General features: G+C 43.7%; 18 protein-coding genes and 1 pseudogene. 13 read left to right on the top strand and 6 right to left on the bottom strand.

Translation table 11 applies throughout. The features are described from left to right. Nucleotides 1-28: 28 nt before the first annotated feature. From DOT_RS32335 to DOT_RS09140, 5 genes and pseudogenes are all read left to right on the top strand, one after another. A pseudogene (locus DOT_RS32335) lies at nt 29-433 on the top strand (sugar diacid recognition domain-containing protein); the annotation flags it as partial. After that, nucleotides 425-913, top strand: coding sequence for a methyl-accepting chemotaxis protein (locus DOT_RS32330; protein WP_282433450.1), 489 nt, complete (start codon nt 425-427; stop codon nt 911-913). The pseudogene DOT_RS32335 and the gene DOT_RS32330, both read left to right, overlap by 9 nt. Nucleotides 914-1,535: 622 nt before the next feature. Beyond that, entirely contained in the window at nt 1,536-2,189 is a 654-nt protein-coding gene (locus DOT_RS09150) for a hypothetical protein (RefSeq protein WP_009617418.1), read from the top strand. A 265-nt stretch (nt 2,190-2,454) separates the two neighbouring features. Next, nucleotides 2,455-3,732, top strand: coding sequence for an HD-GYP domain-containing protein (locus tag DOT_RS09145; protein ID WP_009617415.1), 1,278 nt, complete (start codon nt 2,455-2,457; stop codon nt 3,730-3,732). 22 nt (nt 3,733-3,754) lie between these two features. Then, a complete protein-coding gene (locus DOT_RS09140; RefSeq protein ID WP_009617410.1) occupies nt 3,755-4,315 on the top strand; it encodes a DUF5317 domain-containing protein in 561 nt (186 codons plus the stop codon). A gap of 28 nt (nt 4,316-4,343) precedes the next feature. Here the strand turns inward: DOT_RS09140 and DOT_RS09135 are convergent, their stop codons facing one another. Beyond that, on the bottom strand, nt 4,344-5,099 hold the full coding sequence (locus DOT_RS09135; protein ID WP_085930979.1) for a tRNA threonylcarbamoyladenosine dehydratase: 756 nt from the start codon (nt 5,097-5,099) through the stop codon (nt 4,344-4,346). A 394-nt stretch (nt 5,100-5,493) separates the two neighbouring features. Beyond that, nucleotides 5,494-7,236, bottom strand: a complete 1,743-nt coding sequence (locus DOT_RS09130; RefSeq protein ID WP_009617408.1) for an NADH-dependent [FeFe] hydrogenase, group A6 — start codon at nt 7,234-7,236, stop codon at nt 5,494-5,496. 242 nt (nt 7,237-7,478) lie between these two features. Between DOT_RS09130 and DOT_RS32325 the strand changes: the two genes are divergently transcribed. Continuing rightward, nucleotides 7,479-7,607 (top strand): hypothetical protein, encoded by a 129-nt coding sequence (locus DOT_RS32325; RefSeq protein ID WP_282433449.1) that lies wholly within the window; start codon nt 7,479-7,481, stop codon nt 7,605-7,607. A gap of 38 nt (nt 7,608-7,645) precedes the next feature. Here DOT_RS32325 and DOT_RS09125 read toward each other — a convergent pair whose 3' ends face one another. Then, nucleotides 7,646-9,532, bottom strand: coding sequence for an NADH-quinone oxidoreductase subunit NuoF (locus DOT_RS09125; RefSeq protein ID WP_009617407.1), 1,887 nt, complete (start codon nt 9,530-9,532; stop codon nt 7,646-7,648). A gap of 88 nt (nt 9,533-9,620) precedes the next feature. Beyond that, complete coding sequence (nuoE, locus tag DOT_RS09120; protein ID WP_009617405.1) at nt 9,621-10,121, bottom strand: NADH-quinone oxidoreductase subunit NuoE; 501 nt, start codon at nt 10,119-10,121, stop codon at nt 9,621-9,623. A gap of 415 nt (nt 10,122-10,536) precedes the next feature. On the opposite strand from nuoE, the gene DOT_RS09115 reads away from it, so the two are divergent. Then, nucleotides 10,537-11,007 carry a MarR family transcriptional regulator gene (locus tag DOT_RS09115; RefSeq protein ID WP_009617404.1) on the top strand — a complete coding sequence of 157 codons (471 nt, stop codon included), beginning with the start codon at nt 10,537-10,539 and terminating at the stop codon, nt 11,005-11,007. 48 nt (nt 11,008-11,055) lie between these two features. Beyond that, the gene (locus DOT_RS09110) at nt 11,056-12,225 is read left to right on the top strand and encodes a tetracycline resistance MFS efflux pump (protein ID WP_040411713.1); all 1,170 of its coding nucleotides are present in this window, start codon (nt 11,056-11,058) and stop codon (nt 12,223-12,225) included. Between the two features lie 146 nt (nt 12,226-12,371). Here DOT_RS09110 and DOT_RS29655 read toward each other — a convergent pair whose 3' ends face one another. Continuing rightward, nucleotides 12,372-12,584 (bottom strand): hypothetical protein, encoded by a 213-nt coding sequence (locus DOT_RS29655; RefSeq protein WP_139024174.1) that lies wholly within the window; start codon nt 12,582-12,584, stop codon nt 12,372-12,374. Nucleotides 12,585-12,751: 167 nt separating this feature from the next. Here DOT_RS29655 and DOT_RS09105 point away from each other — a divergent pair, with 167 nt between their 5' ends. From DOT_RS09105 to DOT_RS09080, 5 genes are all read left to right on the top strand, one after another. Next, entirely contained in the window at nt 12,752-13,999 is a 1,248-nt protein-coding gene (locus DOT_RS09105; RefSeq protein ID WP_009617401.1) for a DUF445 domain-containing protein, read from the top strand. Then, nucleotides 13,996-15,318, top strand: a complete 1,323-nt coding sequence (locus DOT_RS09100) for a DUF445 domain-containing protein (protein WP_009617399.1) — start codon at nt 13,996-13,998, stop codon at nt 15,316-15,318. The genes DOT_RS09105 and DOT_RS09100 overlap by 4 nt, the downstream gene beginning before the upstream one ends. Before the next feature lie 272 nt (nt 15,319-15,590). Further along, nucleotides 15,591-16,820, top strand: coding sequence for an ammonium transporter (locus DOT_RS09095; RefSeq protein WP_009617397.1), 1,230 nt, complete (start codon nt 15,591-15,593; stop codon nt 16,818-16,820). A 53-nt stretch (nt 16,821-16,873) separates the two neighbouring features. Beyond that, nucleotides 16,874-17,212 carry a P-II family nitrogen regulator gene (locus tag DOT_RS09090; RefSeq protein WP_009617395.1) on the top strand — a complete coding sequence of 113 codons (339 nt, stop codon included), beginning with the start codon at nt 16,874-16,876 and terminating at the stop codon, nt 17,210-17,212. 811 nt (nt 17,213-18,023) lie between these two features. Then, a complete protein-coding gene (locus DOT_RS09080) occupies nt 18,024-18,278 on the top strand; it encodes a hypothetical protein (protein ID WP_009617389.1) in 255 nt (84 codons plus the stop codon). 254 nt (nt 18,279-18,532) lie between these two features. Here DOT_RS09080 and DOT_RS09075 read toward each other — a convergent pair whose 3' ends face one another. Continuing rightward, nucleotides 18,533-19,201 carry a hypothetical protein gene (locus DOT_RS09075; protein ID WP_009617375.1) on the bottom strand — a complete coding sequence of 223 codons (669 nt, stop codon included), beginning with the start codon at nt 19,199-19,201 and terminating at the stop codon, nt 18,533-18,535. Nucleotides 19,202-19,340 lie beyond the last annotated feature (139 nt).

Here is a 19,340-nt window from a genome sequence, read left to right as displayed (position 1 = left end):
GATATTGAAGGTAAAAAAATCTTACATTATGATAAGGCAGAAGGTAGGGATATTTATCAAACTCAATGTGGGTGTGGCCAATCAGATCGCAGATCTTATATCACAGGAAAGTGGATCACCAGTAATTGTCTGTGATCAATCAGGTATAATTATTGCCGATTCAGCAAAGACCAGAATAGGCTTACAGCATGAAATGAGCAAGAAGGTTTTAACAACGAATCTTGACACAGTACTAATCACTGCGGAGGATGCTGCAGCATCAAACGGTGGCCTTAAGGAGGGCACCCATCTTGTCATTTCATTTGAAGGCGAAAAAATCGGAAGTTTTGGAATTGCTGGACCTTTAGGGGTAACGGAACCAGTAGCTCGCATCGCAGCTAGGCTCGTCGTCAATATGTTGCGTGATGAAGAATTAAAAGAAGTTATTCGTGGTCAGGTCGACAATCTAAGTGTATCAATTGAGCATGCAGCAAGCACTATTGAACAATTAACAGCCTCTTCCCAGCAGGTAGCTGCCATAAGCCAAACACTAGCTGACGAGGCTCGGGCGGGTTTACAACAAGTTAAAGTAACAACAGACGTTTTGGATTTTATTAGTAAGATTGCGAATCAAACGAACCTCTTGGGGTTGAACGCGGCTATTGAGGCGGCACGGGCAGGTGAACATGGACGGGGTTTTTCCGTTGTAGCTGGGGAAGTACGGAAACTTGCCGAAGATAGTAAACGTTCAGCCAATGAGATTAAAGACATCTTAAATAAATTTAATGCTACAATCGAACAAATAACGAGAGGTGTCCTGCAAAGCAGTGAGATCACCCAAGAACAAGCGAATGCAACTCAACATATTACTCAAATAGTTGAAGGAGTACAGCGAGTAGGGCAAGAGTTGCAGAACGTTGTAGCTCGGCTTTAAGAAATAAATGTTTCCTTTAAATTATTCTTTGGGTGATTTTTGTGGACAGAGTGTCTATAAAAGGTGAGAATGAACAAGAATATATCGGATATAGAAGGTCAGAACGTTCAGTCGTCTGACCTCTTTAAGGTTTTTTCGTGCACGATTTATAAGATCTCCCTACTCAAGATGGGAGGAGAAGAATATGAATAATTCACCTTCTCTTAATTTAATAAACACAGAAGAACAAGAGGCTTTTTTTTATAGATACACGGTTTATCCAACATAAGTTTTGTTTTAGGGAGCCAAAAGAAGTTTGTGAAAATTTTAATTTGAACTATCCACTAATTTATTTGTCTATAAAGTTGTACTGAATCAACATTATTATTCTAAATAACATCTTTTTTTAAATAACATCTTTTTTTAAAAACGATTAAAAAAATTAATCAGTTTCGTATAACTCTCTGTGTATCTTGAAAAGGTAAGGTTCACGTGCAATTTATGTATGAATTTAGAGAAATAGATAAAGGCTTTGGAATATTTAAAGAAATTAGGAAGGAATACTGAATTAAGACGTCGAAAACACCTAGATCATAGAACATTATAGAATTAGAATCATTTCGATTTTCTGAGGAGTGTTTTCATGTCAGAGATGCCTTATCCAATTCAAGAATGGGAGCAGGCCATAAAGCAAATAAAATCAGTTATAGCTGCTCGGGTTAACGTCAATAGCCAGGGAGAAATCGAAGAAGTTCATATTCTGGCCGGATCAGGACGAGGGCCTAAGCAGATCGTCAGAGATGTCGAGTCAATTTTGGTGGCTCAATTCGATTTACAAATCGACCATAAGAAAATCAGTGTAGCGCAAGTAGATGAGGAAGAAGAAGGAAGTTTCGCTATCGTGGAGTCAACCCGTCCTAAATTGGTCGGAGTGACACTCAGGACTGTTAACGGAATGGCAGAAATTAAGGTAGAATTGTTAACAGGTGATAAGCTTATTGAAGGACTCGCCCAAGGACCGTCCTCGTCTCACAATAAGCTACGATTGTTTGTTGAGGCTACACTTAAAGCTCTTGCGCCTCTTACCTTAGATAATTTTGTTTTCGTTACTGAGGATGTTGGAATTACACAGTTAGCCAAGCAGCAGATTGCTTTAGTTTCCATAACTTTGATCGCCTCCGTGGGTGAACAATCCCTCGTAGGATGTGCTTTGGTTAAAAACGATGATCGAGAAGCGGTCGTAAAGGCAACTCTTGATGCCGTTAATCGAAAACTGCGCTTTCTCCGGCACGATTAATTTGCTAATTTTGGCCGACCTACCTAACAATTAGATTCTGAGGTAAGCTTGTTTTATTTCCCTACATAGCGAAGCGGAAAAAACAGCGCAGCGGAATATGAGCGAAGCGGTTGAACTGTCCCTTTGATAAAAAATATCGAGGAGGTTTATCGCATGAGCAAATTATTCAAGGCAATTAGTGTTCTCGTTACTCTCGTTCTTGCCGGTGGCGCAATGCACAGACTCTAATTCTAGAGTAGTCGGCCAATAAAAATAGAGGTGGCAAATGGAAAGTTTACCAACAAGATTTAAATTTTTTTTAATACTATTAACTTCCTCTGCCCTGCTACTTTTAGGTTGGAATATCCTTCATACTGATTGGAATAGAACATTGCTAATTCAGGTTTTAATATTTGGGATAATAGGGATTGCCAGTGAATCCTTGCCAGTTGCTTTACCGAAAGGAGGGTATGTGACGGTTAGTTATCCGATTTTCCTCTCGGCGTTAATTTTGTTTCCGATGGGTGTGACGCTGGCTGTAATGGCCTTGTCGGGCCTTTTTATTTTTGGCAAGGTGGCCTCAGAGGAACCTTTTTATAAGCGAATATTTAATGCATCCCAATATGTCTTGTCGTTGGCTGGTGCGTCTCAGGTTATCAATTTCTTCAAGCTTTCCTCTGTCCAATTTGATCTACGATCGATCATTTCATATCTAATTGTGGCTTCTGTGTTTATGGCAATAAATACAATCTTAGTCTCAACAGCATTGGGGTTAATACTCCACAAATCACCTTGGTCAATATGGCTAAGTAATTTTCGATGGTCCGTTCCTAACACCATAGCACTTGTCCCACTTGGGTTTTTATTAGCTTTGCTCTACAATAATTGGGGCGCACTAGGACTTTTTTTACTTTTCATCCCATTTTTAGCGTTTCGCCATGCTTTCCAACTTTATGTAGACATGCGAGAAAATTACCTAAGTACGGTTGAAGCATTAGTTCAGGCCCTTGAGGCTAAAGATACGTACACTAGTGGGCATTCAGAGAGAGTAGGAAAGTTGGTAGTCGCTATGGCAGAAGCAATTAAAATGAGTGAAGACAAGATTCAGTCCTTGAAATATGCTGCAGTATTGCATGACGTAGGAAAGATCGGAGTAAGCGAAATAATTCTGAATAAAGAGGGTAAATTAATGGATTCAGAGTGGGAAGCCATCCGTAGTCATCCAATTATTGGGCAAACGATTATTAAAGGCATTAAATTTTTGTATGATATTGGTAATGTAGTTCGCTATCATCACGAACGTTATGATGGGAAAGGATATCCAGATGGAATTCAAGGAAGTGAAATCCCACTGGAATCCCGGATCATTGCTGTAGCAGATACGTATGATGCGATCACTTCGGATCGAAGTTACCGCAAAGGCAGAACACATGAGGAGGCCCTTGAAGAGCTTAAAAGAGTTTCGGGGACACAATTGGATCCGGAATTGGTAGAAATTTTCTGTAAAGTGGTTACGGATGAACTAGCCCAATCAGTCAGTGCTAACCGAGTACAAATCGCTTAATTAGTGATTTAAGAGGTGAAATATGCTCATAGAAACGTTGATCCTTGCTTTTTTCATAAGCCTTATATGGGGTGGGAAATTAATTCGCTTAAGTGAGCTTGTCCTGCGAGAATTTTGGCTGATTCCTTTGGCTTTATTGATACAGAGTTGCGTTTATTGGGCGGCTGTCCGAGAAATGGGGTTGGGTCCGAGTTGGCTTAGTCCGGTGCTCGATACAGGGTCTTATTTTTTATTATTAATTTTTACTTTGCGCAATGGCTCACTGCCTGGAATGCGTTGGCTTACCTTGGGAATTTTATTTAATACCCTCGTTATTGCCTCGAACGGAGGAGTAATGCCAGTTGACCCCTCATTTCTTACGGAGACTAGCCGCAAAGCGTTGCTAGCGGGGCAGGGTACGCATGGATTGATGACTTCGACGACACACCTAGGCTACTTAGCAGATCGGTTTTACATAGATATTCTGGGAATGGATAAACAAATGTTCAGTGTCGGAGACAGTTTTATTGATATTGGCATCTTGCTGTTAGTGTTCAGAACAATGACGAAAAAGCAACCAATTAAAAAATCAATTAATGAATAATCAATTTAATCTGTTCAGATTTAGCATCCTATTCACAGCATCCTAACAGATCCCGTACCACTTCTCCAGCTATAAGGAGTCCGACAACAGACGGTACAAAGGAGATACTTCCAGGGACTTGGTGTTTTTTTGCACTGAGGACATCACTGCTTGGACAGTCTAAATTGGGTTGATCCTTTTCCATGGAGAGTGGAGTGAGTGGAAGATCTGGGGTTGATACTACCTTAATTCCTTTAGTGATTCCTTCTTTGCGCAGCAGCTTGCGCATTACTTTAGCGAGCGGATCTCCGCTAGTCTTGGAGATGTCTGTGACCTTATAGTTTTCTGCAGTCATGCGGTTTCCAGCTCCCATGCTCGAGATCAAAGGAATATTGCGCAGTAAACATTCTTTCGCTAAATTGACTTTACTGGAAACGGTATCGATGGCATCGACGACATAGTCTAGTTTCCGGCCAAGCAAGAGTTCTGCATTAGCGGCGGAATAGAACTCTTTAACAGTTTCAACTTTAGCCTTCGGATTGATTTCCAAAATCCGACGTTTCATAACCTCGATTTTGGCTTCACCAATGGTTGAGTGGAGGGCATGTAATTGGCGGTTGATATTTGTTATACAAATTTCATCATAGTCAACCAAGATTAAATGACCTACAGCGGCACGTGCTAGTGCTTCCACGGTGAATGAGCCTACCCCTCCAACACCGAAAATAATGACTGTGCTCTTACGGAGCTTTTCTAAACCCTGATTACCGACAAGGAGTTCAGTTCTTGAAAATTCTTGCATGATGCCTCCCAACTAAGGCTAGAGTTAGCCAAGTTTCTTTATCTCACTTAGACTTTATCATAACCTTAAGTAGAAAAATAGTAACAGTAATTTGATAGCAAAGTGTTGAAATACTCTTGAGATTGAATCTATTAGATCGGATATTAAAACAATTGCAAAAGTCCAAAAATCCCATATGGAACTCAATGAACGAGATTATGAAGAAATAATTACACATGTAAAAATGTAAATAATAAGATTGACTTATATCTAGTATCTTAAAAAATTTATCGGCTGATGTTAGAGGAATAGAAGCAAATCAAAAAACTCTTGAAGAAGAAGTTTCAGGCATAAAAAGAAAAATTAGATAACAAAACACTACCCCAAAACGGGTAGTGTTTTGTTTATGAACCTAACCTTATATTTTCTTACGCTGAGTATAGCTGGTATGTAATAATTCATGCGCCTTTTCTCCGTAAGGTTCGCCAATGAAATCCTTATACAGAGCGAGGACCGCTGGGTTTTCATGCGACTTACGCAAGGGCTTGGAGCGGTCTTCTTGATAAATGGCATTGGCACGGGCTTTAAGAATTTCAACATTTCCATGGTGATAAGGTTGTCCACCACCTCCGATGCATCCCCCAGGGCAGGCCATAATCTCAATCGCGTCGTAATGAGCTTCCCCAGTCTGGATTTTTTCCAGAATATATCGGGCATGTCCCAGGCCATGCGTTACCGCAACCCGAAAATCGCGCCCAGCGATTGGAATAACCGCTTCCTTAATTCCATCCATTCCTCGGAGAGCTTCAAACTCCACTTTTTCCAGAGTTTCGCCGGTTAGCACCTCATAAGCAGTGCGCAGGGCTGCTTCGAGGACACCACCTGTTGTCCCGAAAATTACAGCAGCACCGGTTGATTCACCTAAGGGGTGATCAAACTCTTCATCTTTGAGGTTAGTAAAATGAATACCAGCTTCTCTAATCATGCGAGCCAGTTCCCGGGTGGTGATGACAATGTCCACATCCGGAGTGACCGAGTCTTGCCCCAGCTCCGGGCGGGCAGCTTCGTATTTTTTGGCTATGCAAGGCATAATTGAAACAACGGTGATTTTCTGAGGATCTATCCCATAGGTTTTTGCATAATAGCTTTTGGTCAAGACTCCGAGCATTTGGTGGGGAGATTTGCAGGTTGAAGGGATGTCCAACAGGTCCGGAAATTGATGCTCAAAGAATTTGACCCAGGCTGGACAGCAACTGGTCAGGATCGGTAACCGTCCACCGTGTTTTAGGCGATGAACCAGCTCTGAGGCCTCTTCCATTATTGTCACATCCGCTGCAAAATCTGTATCGAATACACGGTCGAAACCGAGTCGCCGCAAAGCGGCAACCATTTTGCCGGTAACAATTGTTCCCGGTTCTAAACCAAATCCTTCTCCCAGAGCGACCCGTACGGCCGGAGCTGTTTGCACCACGACGAAACGTGTGGGATCGCTAAGGGCTTTCCAAACCTTGTCGACTTGATCCAGCTCCATCAAAGCTCCAGTGGGGCATACTGCGACACATTGTCCACAGAAGGTGCAAGAGGTATCATGCTGAGGTAAATCAAAAGCCGTCTTAACAACCGTTTCGAAACCGCGCCCCACCGCAGAGAAAACACCAACAGTTTGAACCTCGTTACACATTGTTTCACAGCGGCGGCAGCGAATGCATTTGTTCGGATCCCTGATAATAGCTAAACTCGATTTATCAATCTCATACTCAGATTCTTCACCTTCGTAGGAAATATTGCGCACTCCCAAATCTGCAGCGAGGGCTTGAAGGTCACAGTCCAGATTTTTTGAACAGGTTAGACATGATTTAGGATGGTCAGATAGTAGGAGTTCAACCATTGTCCGTCTTCCCTGGATAGCACGTGGTGTATCTGTTTTTACAATCATCCCACTAAACACAGGAGTTGAACAAGCGGGAGCCAAATTACGCCGTCCTTCAACCTCAACCACACAGACTCGGCAAGAAGCAATGTGATTGTTCATGTTCATTTCATGAAGGTTGAGGTAGCATAAGGTCGGAATGTCGATATTTACGGTGCGGGCTGCATCTAAAATGGACATTCCTTCAGGTACGGAAAGGGGTATATCATTGATGGTCAGTTGTATATCCATACAGAGTCCTCCTTTAAAGCAAACTTGGCTGGCGCTCACACACGAAGACACTGTCTTCGCACGTATTACCCCTTCTCGCAGACACTGTCTTCGCACGTATTACCCCTTCTCGCAGACACAGTCTTTGCACGTATTAACTCTTCTTGCAGACACTGTCTTCGCACGAATTAGCCTTCTTTGCAGCTTGCAAAAGCGGTCCCTTCTCGCCATCACGGCGCTTTGCCAATCCACACTGCAGGAGTATGCGTAATGAGTTGCAGTGTGGCGATAAGCTCGTCCGCTTATCGTCTTGGCAGCGCTCTAACCTCGAACGTCCTGTTCGAGTCATGGCTACAGGGACACTCGGCCATCCATGGCCAGCGGCCGCCTAGTTGCACTTATGCCCACGCATTCTAATAAGAAGGGTACCTTAATGGTGGATAATAGCACCGGTGACACGGCATTGCTCCATGCATGCCCCACAGTTTAGGCAACGTTCTTCGTCAATAACGTGACGCTCCTTGGCTGTACCGGTGATGCAATTAGCTGGACATTTCTTGGCGCAAAGGGTGCATCCAATGCAATTTTCGGTGATGTGATACTTTAATAAGCTTTTACAAACGCCCGCTGGACAGGTTTTGTCGAGGATATGCGCCAGGTACTCGTCACGGAAATACTTTATCGTGGACAGAATAGGATTGGGAGCAGTTTGTCCTAGCCCGCAAAGGGAGGTGTCCTTAATGATTTTGCCCAGCTTTTCTAGTTTATCCAGATCATCTAACGTCCCTTTGCCTTCCGTTATTTTCGTTAGAATTTCATGAAGACGTTTCGTGCCGACCCTGCAAGCAGTACAGCGTCCACAGGATTCGTCCACAGAAAATTCCAGGAAAAATTTGGCAATATTGACCATACAATCACTTTCATCCATGACGATGAGTCCGCCGGAGCCCATCATCGAGCCAATTGCGGCTAAGGATTCATAATCAATGGGGGTATCCAAATACTTGGACGGAATACAACCGCCAGAAGGGCCTCCGGTTTGTGCGGCTTTAAACGTCTTATGTCGTTTGATTCCGCCGCCCATGTTAAAGATAATTTGCCGGAGAGTTGTCCCCATGGGGACTTCCACAAGTCCAACATTCTGAACCTTACCTGCTAAGGCGAACACTTTCGTTCCTTTGCTTTTTTCCGTCCCGATACTGGCGAACCAATCCGCTCCCTTGAGAATAATGGGTGGGACATTGGCAAGTGTTTCCACATTATTGACACAAGTTGGTTTCCCCCATAGCCCTTTTTCGGCAGGAAAGGGCGGTTTGACAGAAGGTTCTCCTCTAGCCCCTTCGATGGAATGCATCAGAGAAGTTTCCTCACCGCAGACAAAGGCCCCGGCACCGTATTTAAGCTCAATGTCAAAACAAAAATCACTGCCTAAAATCCCTTTCCCAAGCAACCCATAGTCCCGAGCTTGCCCTATGGCAATTTGCAAACGGCGAATGGCTGCTGGGTATTCTGCTCGGACATAGATAAAGCCATGGCTAGCCCCGATCGCAGAGCCTGCAATGAGCATGCCTTCTAAAACGCTATGGGGGTCTCCTTCTAAAATGGAGCGGTCCATAAAGGCGCCCGGGTCTCCTTCATCGGCATTACAAATGATATATCGTTGTTTGGCTTCGCTTTTACGTGTTAATTCCCATTTTAAGCCGGTAGGAAATCCGCCGCCACCTCGTCCTCTCAGACCGCTTTTTTTAATCGTGTCGATGACTTCGAGAGAATTCTTATTAAGAAGGACGCTAGCCAAGGCCTGGTAGCCGTCGGCAGCTATATATTCAAGAATGTTTTCAGGGGCAATATAGCCAACGTTACGGAGAGCAATGCGAAGTTGGCCCTGATAAAAGGGGAGGTCAGCAGCAAAACGTTTTTTAGTACTCGGCTCCATAAAGAGAAGGCGTTCTACTTGGTTTCCCTGAATAAGATGCTCTTCTACTATGACAGCCACGTCTGGGGCGGAAACCTCACAGTAGGTTGTGTTGTCAGGGTGAATCTCAATCATCGGCCCCTTTTCGCAAAAACCAAAACAGCCTGGTTGGAAAACTTTAACCTGTTCGGATAAACCTCGCCGGTTCAGTTCCTCTTCAAGGAGCTCAGCGATTTTGGGACTGCCTGAAGAGTGGCAACCGGGCCCGCCACAGACCAAAACATTTCTGGGCATGCCTAGAGCATCTTTTGTCGTGACAGGGTGTGTTAGGCGACGGTTTTCAAGGAGAACGCGGTTTTGTGTTTTTAAGGCATTTAGTTCATTGATACTTGTTAGTTTCATTTATGGCTTCACTTCCTTTAGTGATGGTACTTAATCGAAGCTTGAAGTTCGAGTTCGAGTACAAGTTTCAAGTCTCGTGCATCGCGCCTCACGCCTCGGGCATCGCTTCCAGGCGATATTTTTCGAGGATCTGTCTAATCTCTTCCGGTTCATGAAGACGTCCATAGACTTTTCCATCGATCATCATAACTGGGGCCAGCCCACATGCTCCAATACAGCGTAGAGAATCTAAGGAAAAGAGATTGTCTTCAGTGGTTTGTCCAGTTTTAATCCCCAACTGTTTTTCTAGTTCGGCCTGTAGTTTCTCAGCACCTCGTACAAAACAGGCGGTGCCCATACATACATTAATAACGTGTTTCCCCCGGGGCTTCATAGTAAAAAAGGAGTAGAAACTTACGACCCCATAGACTTTGGCGGAAGGGATGTCAAGCTTTTGAGCGATATGCCATTGCAACTTGTCGGGCAGGTATCCGAAGAGTTCTTGAGCTTGATGCAGGATTCCGATAAGGTTTTCCTTTTTATAGGGGAGTGTGTCGATATACTCATCAAGTTGGCGATAGGGGTCTTTGATTGAGGCGTTGTCACACATGGGAATCCTCCTTTATCAATAACTGTGTTTACTATTCCCATTGTTATATGAATTTACGTATACATCTCAGAGTATCCGACAAAATAATATTGAATGATTCTCCAGTGAGGTTACTCTTAAGAATTAAATCTAGTACGCTGGTAGGGATACCGAACGGTTGCTCGTTCGAAGCGGACAACCCAAAATAAATACATTGGTAACCTAAGGGAATGATGAAGTGAGGAATAAAAGACTCAGACTCCTAATGCGAGACTGAGTCTTTTGAGTTAAGGTTGAGGGGGAGAGGACTCAAAAGACTAAACACTAAATGACTGATTATAGAAGAGATACTTATTGACATAAACTATTTAGGGTACTTATAATTAATAATTGTGGTTGAGGTCGCAACACTCTCACCATTAAAGGAGTGATACGAGTGATCAAGGAAAAAGAAGTTGCTCTTATGGAAGAGACTGACCATTTATTCAGAATGGTTTGGAAGAAATATCAATGCTTTCTGATGCCTGAAGAGAGTGACTTATCCATGCATCAGATGATGTTCTTAAAATATCTAGAACGTAGTGGAACCTGTACACCGTCGGACATTGCCCAACAGTTCGGTATTACGTTGGGGGCAGTCACAGGATTTGTGGATCGACTTCATAAATTAGGCCTCATTACACGGATCCGTAGCGAGGAAGATCGCCGAATGGTCTTAATCCAACTTTCGCCTAAGGGAATTGAGCCATTAAAATCCTTCGAGAAAGAAAGAAAAACAAAGTTCGCACGCATTTATGAGAAGCTTGATGCTAATCAGGTGAGCGAACTAAATAGGTCCTTAGAACAGATGAACATTGTGTTAGAAGATTTAGCACTCCAAAAAGGGGACGATCGGATACCTTGTTAAGGCTGATTTCAGAGAGAAAATGATATAAATGATAGGAGCTTAATCGGAATGCGAAAGAAGATCATGCGCCCAATGACAATCCTGCTCATTATTCAATTTTTGGTTATGGTTGGATTCGGAATCGTTATTCCAATCTTGCCGTTCTTTGTGGAAAAGTTAGGCGGAGGAGCCCTTTCCTTGGGGATTTTTATGTCTGTCTATTCCATCATGCAGTTTATTTTTGCTCCGATTTGGGGTAGGCTATCCGATCGCATTGGTCGTCGGCCAGTTCTTCTTATTGGACTTGGTGGATATGGTGTGACATTTTTAATGTTCGGGATGATCAACGACCTTTATTTATTAATTGGACTCCGCGCTTTAGCGGGCATGGTTTCTTCTGCAACCTTGCCGACAGCAATGGCCTACTTAGCCGATATTACGGAAGGAGCAGATCGTTCGAAAGGAATGGGTATGCTGGGTGCTGCGATGGGGCTGGGAATGGTTTTTGGTCCTGCTATAGGCGGTTGGCTTGGTCTTTATAGTTTCTCTTTACCATTCTTCGTTGCGGGAGGGTTAGCCTTGCTTCTGCTACCCTTCACCTGGAGATTTTTGCCAGAATCTCTGAAGCGTTCGGATCTTCCCGGTCGCAGGAGGCCTAGACTTACCTTAGCGGTCGTGAAGGATCCCTTGTTTGCTCTATTCGCCTTCAATTTCGTCATCAGTTTCTCAATGTCAATGTTTGAAAGCACCTTTGCTTTATATTCGGCAGATAAAGTAGGTTTTGGCCCTGAAGAAATGGGGATCACGTTTGCTATCCTCGGGATCTTCGCTGTGATTGTACAGGGAGGTCTTATTGGCCCATTGGTTAAAAAGTTTGGGGAGGCTAGACTCGTGAACTCAGGCGCATTCCTCTCTTCGCTTGGGCTTATTTCGATTGTATTATCCAGGCACATTGTTTTATTAGTGATCTCGACGGTTGTTTTTATGGTGGGTAACTCCTTGATGACGCCAACCAGCTCAAGTCTCGTTACGAAACAGAACTCTCGCGGCCAGGGAGCTTCCCTAGGATTTTTTCAGGCATTTGCCAGTCTTGGAAGAGTTTTTGGCCCGGTTACTGGCGGAGCCCTTTTTGAAATAGGTATGGGCTTACCATATATCACGGGGGCAGTATTTTTAGTGCTGATTGTTTTAGTTGCCGGAAGTAAACTAAGCCCGAAGATTGAATCTTCACTGGTGTAGGAATGAAAAATAGACTAGAATAGGGAGGAAGTGTCTCTGCATCCTACGGCGATAAGTGTTCGTTGTGAGTCAGCGCCTTCGGCGATAGTCTCCACCGGAGACTATCGTGATCGACTCGTTCCATTGCTATTCGCTTGTCGCTAAGGCTAAAACGCAAAACCTCTGGGCTTTCTGCATGTGCGCCGCTCTTTGCCATCCTGCAAGAAGGCTAATACGAGCGAAGACAGTGTCTTCGGGCACCGCGGCATCAGTCCATCACGGCACCTTGCCATCCATGGCGGTGCTCTAACCTCAAACGTCCTGTTTGAGTCATGGACAAGTCCCGTTGCGTTTCTTAACGCCTTATCACCTGCGCTCATTGACGCAATTCCACTAAAGCGCTCTCTAAGCAGAGAAACTTCCTCTGGCTTGGGTCGACGGGGGTTTGGAGCGAAGCTGTCAACCGTGTGGCGCTGTTTGTGTCTATGAGTGCTCTCAAAAGTGTAAGCTTGGATTCTTATTAATGCTTTGATGTAGGTGAAAAATTATGGCCAAAAGAATAAATAATACTCGGGTTGCTAATCTCACCCTGGGGGGGATTACCCTAGGATTTTTAATAAGTTATCCTTTTCATGGGAGTTTTGCTGGCGGACTCATCTCAAGTGGATGTAGCGCGGGAATGATCGGGGGGCTTGCCGATTGGTTTGCAGTGACAGCGCTTTTTCGGCGGCCTTTGGGAATTAGATCAGGCAAAATCCTACGAACGGAAATTATTCCCCAGAACCGAGACCGTATATTTTCTGCCTTGGCAGATATGGTACAGAATGAATTACTGTCGCAAGACCTGCTTCAGCGCAAACTATCCGCTTGGGATTTTTCTGGAGTACTCATTCGGGTCTTTGGCAAGCAGGAGGTTAAGCTTGCTGTGGGCCTCTTACTAACGGATCTCGCTGAGGATATGGTTAACCATGTGGAGCCGGATGGGCTTAAACGACAGATTCAGGGCTTGTTTCAACAAAACATAGATAATTTGAATCTTTCGCAAACTCTTGCTGAAGTTATCAGATTTTCCGTGGAACACGGAGATGTCGACCAGCTATTGAAGGTCATCTGCCAGGCTAGCTACGAATTTGTGGATCAGATTGAAGTCAGTGATGCACTAACGGATATGATGGAGGCTGCCTTGACACGATATGGGGAAAACAATCCTGCTCGGAAACTGGTCGAAAAGTTCCTGCCTGCGCCCTCTGTTCTGGCGCACGGTCTCCAAGAAAAGGTCAAAACAGCTTTACAGGACGGTACAGTTGAGCAGTGGCTGAAGGATTCCTTGCTTCACTTTGTCGTGGAACTCAAGACGAAATCTTCACTTCAAGAAAGGGTCGATCGGTTTTTCCTTACTGCCGTAACGAGAGTATTGGAAAACAGAAAAGTAAAGGGCCAAACGGCCGGGTTATTGAGGACAAGCTCGGGAAAGTTGCCTGCTATGCTTGAAACTATAAGTGCTGATTTACGAGGCAACTGGGACGAATACCTTGGGAGATTAGAACATAATCTTGACCTTAGGCTGAAAGTGGACGAAGAGGTTAAAAATATTCTTCAAAAGCGGATTGGTCATCATCATAATATAATCGGGCGAATGGTTCGTGAAGGTCTGGACCCGCTGACGGATGACATGCTAGTTGAGCTGATTGAGGACAAAGCTGGTAATGACCTGCAAATGATTCGGATTAATGGGTCGATCGTAGGCAGTTTGGCTGGAATGTTGATCTACTTGCTCGGGATGGTGTTACGATGAACTATCATAAAAAAGCAAATATCACTTTAACCGTCGTTTTCCTCTTTTTCATAGGTGCGGCAGTGCTAGAATATATGAGTCCTAATGTGTTTGGAATCAGGTTAATATATTTTGTCTCGGAAGCAGCTTTAGTTGGTGGAATCGCTGATTGGTTTGCAGTAACGGCAATTTTTAAAAAACCGTTGGGTTGGGGTTATCATACTGCCCTGATCCCTCGAAATCGTGAAAAGGTGATTGAAGCCGTGGCGAGCATAGTGCAGACAGAATTGCTGCGCATGGATGTAATCCGTAAGAAAATCGAGAGGATTTCATTTGTTGATGGACTCTTTCAATATGTCGAGAGAGCAGGTGGGTCGGTTTATCTAACTAACAAGACTTTGGCCTATCTCCGTCGTTATGCAGAAAAACAGGAACCATCCCAGCTTGCTGAGAGCTTAGCAAAGTTCCTCCGCAGCGGTGCCAAGACTTGGTACTTGGCGCCAAAGGTGCAAATCCTGAGTGAGTGGGCGTTAGCGCATGGATATATCGATCAAGGGCTGGACCTATTAGCTGAAAGATTGTGGGATAAAGCCGCTGACGAAGAAACTCGCTTGGTTATTCTGCGTTACCTTGAGGAAGTTAAAGAGGAAAAAGTAAGCAATGGGGGGTCAATATTTCGCACCTTGATGGGATTTATGGAAATGTCCGACGGCTTAAACCTCGATGAAGCAGCAGATGCTTTGCAAGTAGAGCTGCTTTTAACCTTACGAAGATTAAGAAACCCGATGGATTCGTTGCGTGACAATCTCAGGGATGCTTTATTGGAAGGGATAGTTAAATTAAACTCTAATTTCCAGTTTGTGGCACAAGCTGAGCATTGGAAGGAGGACTTATTGTCAGAAGAGTTGTTGGAAGAATTTTTAGAAACGATTCTTCGCCCAGCTCTGAACGTCGTTGCCGCTCCTTTAACTTCTTCTGAACCAAATGAATTCTATCATGTGGTTCAGTCTTTCGTAGATAGATACTGGGTTAGTATTCAGGATAATCCAGAACTTCGGGAGAAAATTAATAGGTTCATTGTGGATACCATATGTCAGGTGATCCAAAATGAACATGACATGATCGGTTGCATGGTTAGAGAGACTCTTGAAGCATATACAGACCAGGATCTAAATCAATTTGTTGAGGACAAGGCGGGTAACGATCTCCAATGGATCAGGATCAATGGCTCCATGATCGGTGGGGTTGTGGGACTTATTCTGTTTTTGTTCTTAGATTTTGTCTATACCCCCTACATCACGCCAGCGTTTATGAACTTTATTACACAAATTTTTCGCTAAGCTAGAGACATAAGAATATGTTCTGTTTTCCTCCGATGTGAATGTCTAAATTTAGCGTAAGACTTATAAGTTCGAGTTCACAGAGCGCGTATACAGGATTCTTAAAAAAAACTATTGCAAAACCGTTCATCTTCGTGCTAGAATACCAAACATAAGGTGTGCACAGCCTATGACCCTTGGGTAGGAAAAACATGAAAGCAAAGCAATGGCGCTTTGAGGATACTCGATAAGAGTAGCTCAAAGCGCCATTTTTTTGAAGAGGAGGAATTGGTATGGATACTGGGGATACAAGTTTTATTATGATTTGTACAGCACTAGTTTTTCTTATGACACCCGGTTTAGCACTTTTTTATGGTGGTATGGTGCGTAAAAAGAATGTTCTCAGCACTCTCATGCATAGTTGGATTGTCATTGGCCTTATGTCTTTGCAGTGGATATTGGTGGGATATACATTGGCCTTTGGGCCAGACATTCATGGCTTGATTGGAGGCCTAAATTGGTTGGGATTAAATGGAGTGGGAATAGATCCTAATCCTGATTATGCAGCAACCATTCCAGCGATTGTTTTTATGGCTTTCCAAATGATGTTTGCAGTCATCACCCCCGCTTTGATCAGTGGCTCTTTCGCAGAACGGATGCGTTTTCCGGCATTTATTGCTTTCGTGTTATTGTGGGCAACGTTTGTTTATGATCCATTAGCCCATTGGGTTTGGGGTGTCGGTGGTTTCTTAAGGACTCTTGGAGCGTTGGACTTTGCAGGAGGGAACGTGGTGCATATCAGTTCGGGATATTCAGGATTGATAGTAGCTTTGGTCCTTGGAAAACGTAAAGGGCTTGGTAAAGAATCAATGGCACCGCATCATATTCCAATGACTGTGTTGGGAGCAGGTCTCCTCTGGTTTGGCTGGTTTGGGTTTAATGCTGGAAGCGCTCTGGGTGCGAGCGGTTTGGCCGGTATGGCTTTTGTGAATACTAACACAGCTGCAGCTGCAGCTGCAGTAGCCTGGGCAGTGGTCGAGCGTCTTCATCGAGGAAAATCCACCATGCTTGGGGCAGCCAGCGGTGCGGTTGCCGGATTAGTAGCCATAACCCCGGGCGCAGGATTTGTAACCCCACTTTCCTCGATATTCATTGGCTTAGTCGGTGGTATCGTTTGCTATCTAGCCATCAGTATAATGAAAGCGAAATTCGGCTATGACGATGCGTTAGACGCCTTTGGATGTCATGGGATTGGTGGTACATGGGGAGCCTTGGCAACTGGGATTTTCGCCACTAAAACCATCAATTCGGCTGGTGCAGATGGGTTGTTCTACGGAAATGCTTCACTTTTAGGGATCCAAGCCCTAAGTGTTTTGATAACAGTGGTATTTGCTGTCGTGGCTACGTTTATTATTTTGAAAGTGATCGGCTTAGTGATGAAACTTCGTGTCAGTGAGGAACAGGAAGCAATCGGTTTGAATTTGTCCTTACACGGAGAAGAGGCTTATCCGGATTTTATCTGATTCAACTAGTACTATAGTTTAGACAAAGCTAAATCTCGTTGGGAGGGTTGGATATGAAGAAGATTGAAGCGATTATCCGTCCGGGAAAACTGGACAGCCTGAAAGATGCGTTAGGCGCTCATGGAGTCAATGGTTTGACGGTGACCCAGGTAATTGGTTGTGGCAAACAGAAGGGGCAGACTCAGGTTTATCGGGGCGTAGAATATAACGTGCATCTTATTCCTAAAGTGAAGGTCGAAATTGTAGTCATGGATCAATACGTGGAAGAGGTGATCCAAGTCATTACGAAAGTGGCGCGAACTGGGGAAATCGGAGACGGAAAGATTTTTGTGTCTGCCGTGGAAAATGCGTATACAATAAGAACAGGAGCCACAGGAGAAAACGCATTGTAAATGTGAAATAATCAGGAACTATGCTGAACAACTATAGGAAATCCGTTATCCCATATTATTGGGATAGCGGATTTTTTTATACTAGTCAGAAAGTATAACTTTTTGTTTCATACTTTCTGGAAGGTCCCTTCTCACCATCCTGCAAGAAAGGTTAATACGTGCGAAGACCGTGTCTTCGGGTTACAGGGACACTCGGCCATCCTTGGCCAGCGCATAAGTGCAACTAAGGCAGCCGCCTTCGCCAAGGCTGCAAGAAGGCTAATACGTGCGAAGACAGGTCTTCGGGCGCCAGCCAAGTTTTCTTTATAGCTGTCACACCCGGTGGTTAATCGACGTAATTATTTAGATCTAAATGATTTGAAGGAAATGAACAAACATAAAAAAACCGTAATTAATGGAATAATATGGAACACTAGAATTAATAAAAGCGTATGATGTATTAAGAATGAAAGGGGGATTTAAAATGGCATTTGGAGCTGGCGGAGTAGCTGGTGGTGGAGTAGGTGCTGGTATCGCGATTGTAGTTGTAATTATCTTGCTTCTTATCGCGATGGGCATTGTATTCTAAACCTTCAGAGCCCTAACGTTTATTAACCTAAAATTAAAAGGAGGTATAAGGATATGTACGGATATGGTGGAGCTTGCGGTGGTTTTGGTGGGGGATCGTGTGTAGGTGCAGGGATTATTGCGATCGCGATTTTAATCTTGATTGCTTTAGGAGTTATCTTTTAAGAAGTGACTAAGAAAAGGGTGGGCTCCTAAATAGGAGCCCATTTTAAAATACATTAAATAAAGAGGAGGTGTGTTGAAAATGCCGTTAGGACGGTTTAATCTCTATAATAATCAAAATATGCCGCAAAATCCTTTGCCTATGCGAGGTCTGGAACGTTTTATGCAGAAACGGGGAATGAATTTCCCAGCAATGTATCAAGGTGGGACATTCCAACAGCCAAACCCGCAGGCAGGAGATGGCAATTTATTAGAGACCTTAAATGTCGAAGCTCAGCCACAGAAAAGTGGGGGAATTAAAGCATTTTTAAGTCGTTTTAGTCGTAAACCAAAGTGAAAAGGCCTATTTGTCAGTTCCCGTTCATTTTCTTGTAAAAAGAATATGAGTCTAAAAAAGAGTCTAAATATCAGCAGGCTTAATTGCTGGTTTTAGACTCTTAGCTTTTTTTGCATAGCGGCGATCAAAACATATAATTTAAACTTAACTAATCAAGCTGAAATACTACTAAATCTATAACTAATAGCTTTGTAGTATTTTCAGTTTGCTTTGTCAAATTTACGATTTCCGGACTTGGCAAAATCATTTTTATACTAATGTTGAACAAGAAGAAGTTGAATTCCCGTCGCCATGGTAAATAGATAAAAAGATATTTCTGTGGCGATCAAAGCACGTGCCGTTACATTAGCCGGTAGAATGTCTCCTAAACCTGCAGTTGCAATCGTTGTTGTGCTTAAATATAAAAACGAGAAGAGCTGGTTGCAAAGGTCATCTCCTACGTCACCTTTAAAGCTGGAGGGGAAAAATCGATAAAGAAGAAGGTAATCTGCAGCGAAGAGTAGGATAATCGAAACAAGGGCTCCCACGACAGGATAGAGTAGATGATCGTGAGGGGTTTTAGAGTTCGTAATGATATGAGAAATGTAAAAAGAAACTGAGACTGTAGCACCAATAGCGTACCCTACAAGAGTGAGTTTAAAGAGGGTCCCTTCAAAGCGTTCAATCGAATGATTGTTGCCTGAGAAGAGGCTCAGGAAAAAAGCCCCGGCTGCTCCAAGGAGCGCGGGAGATAGAGATATCCAATACTTTAGATCAACATCTTGGTTCGAAGGAAAGATCTGAACCTGGAGAGAGGCACAATTATTCGCATTAGGAACAGGGGGCTTATACCCCTGAATAAAGCTTGGGCTTAATGGATAAGTTCCAAAATAAGGCGGATAAGGATAAGGATAAGGGGGAAGTTGCCCCTTGCTTTGATCCACGTCTGCATCGACCACCTTCTAGGGGATGGATCTTAATAATACCAGTATATTCAGGAGGATGAATAGGGTTAAGCAGATTATGCGTACTGTATAGCATTGAAACGCTTTTGCAAATAAAGAAGGATTATCGGGAATTTTG

The sequence above is a fragment of the Desulfosporosinus sp. OT genome, assembly GCF_000224515.1.
GTDB lineage: Bacteria > Bacillota > Desulfitobacteriia > Desulfitobacteriales > Desulfitobacteriaceae > Desulfosporosinus.
Note: the sequence above shows the minus strand (reverse complement) of the source record. Positions and strands in the feature narration are given on the sequence as shown.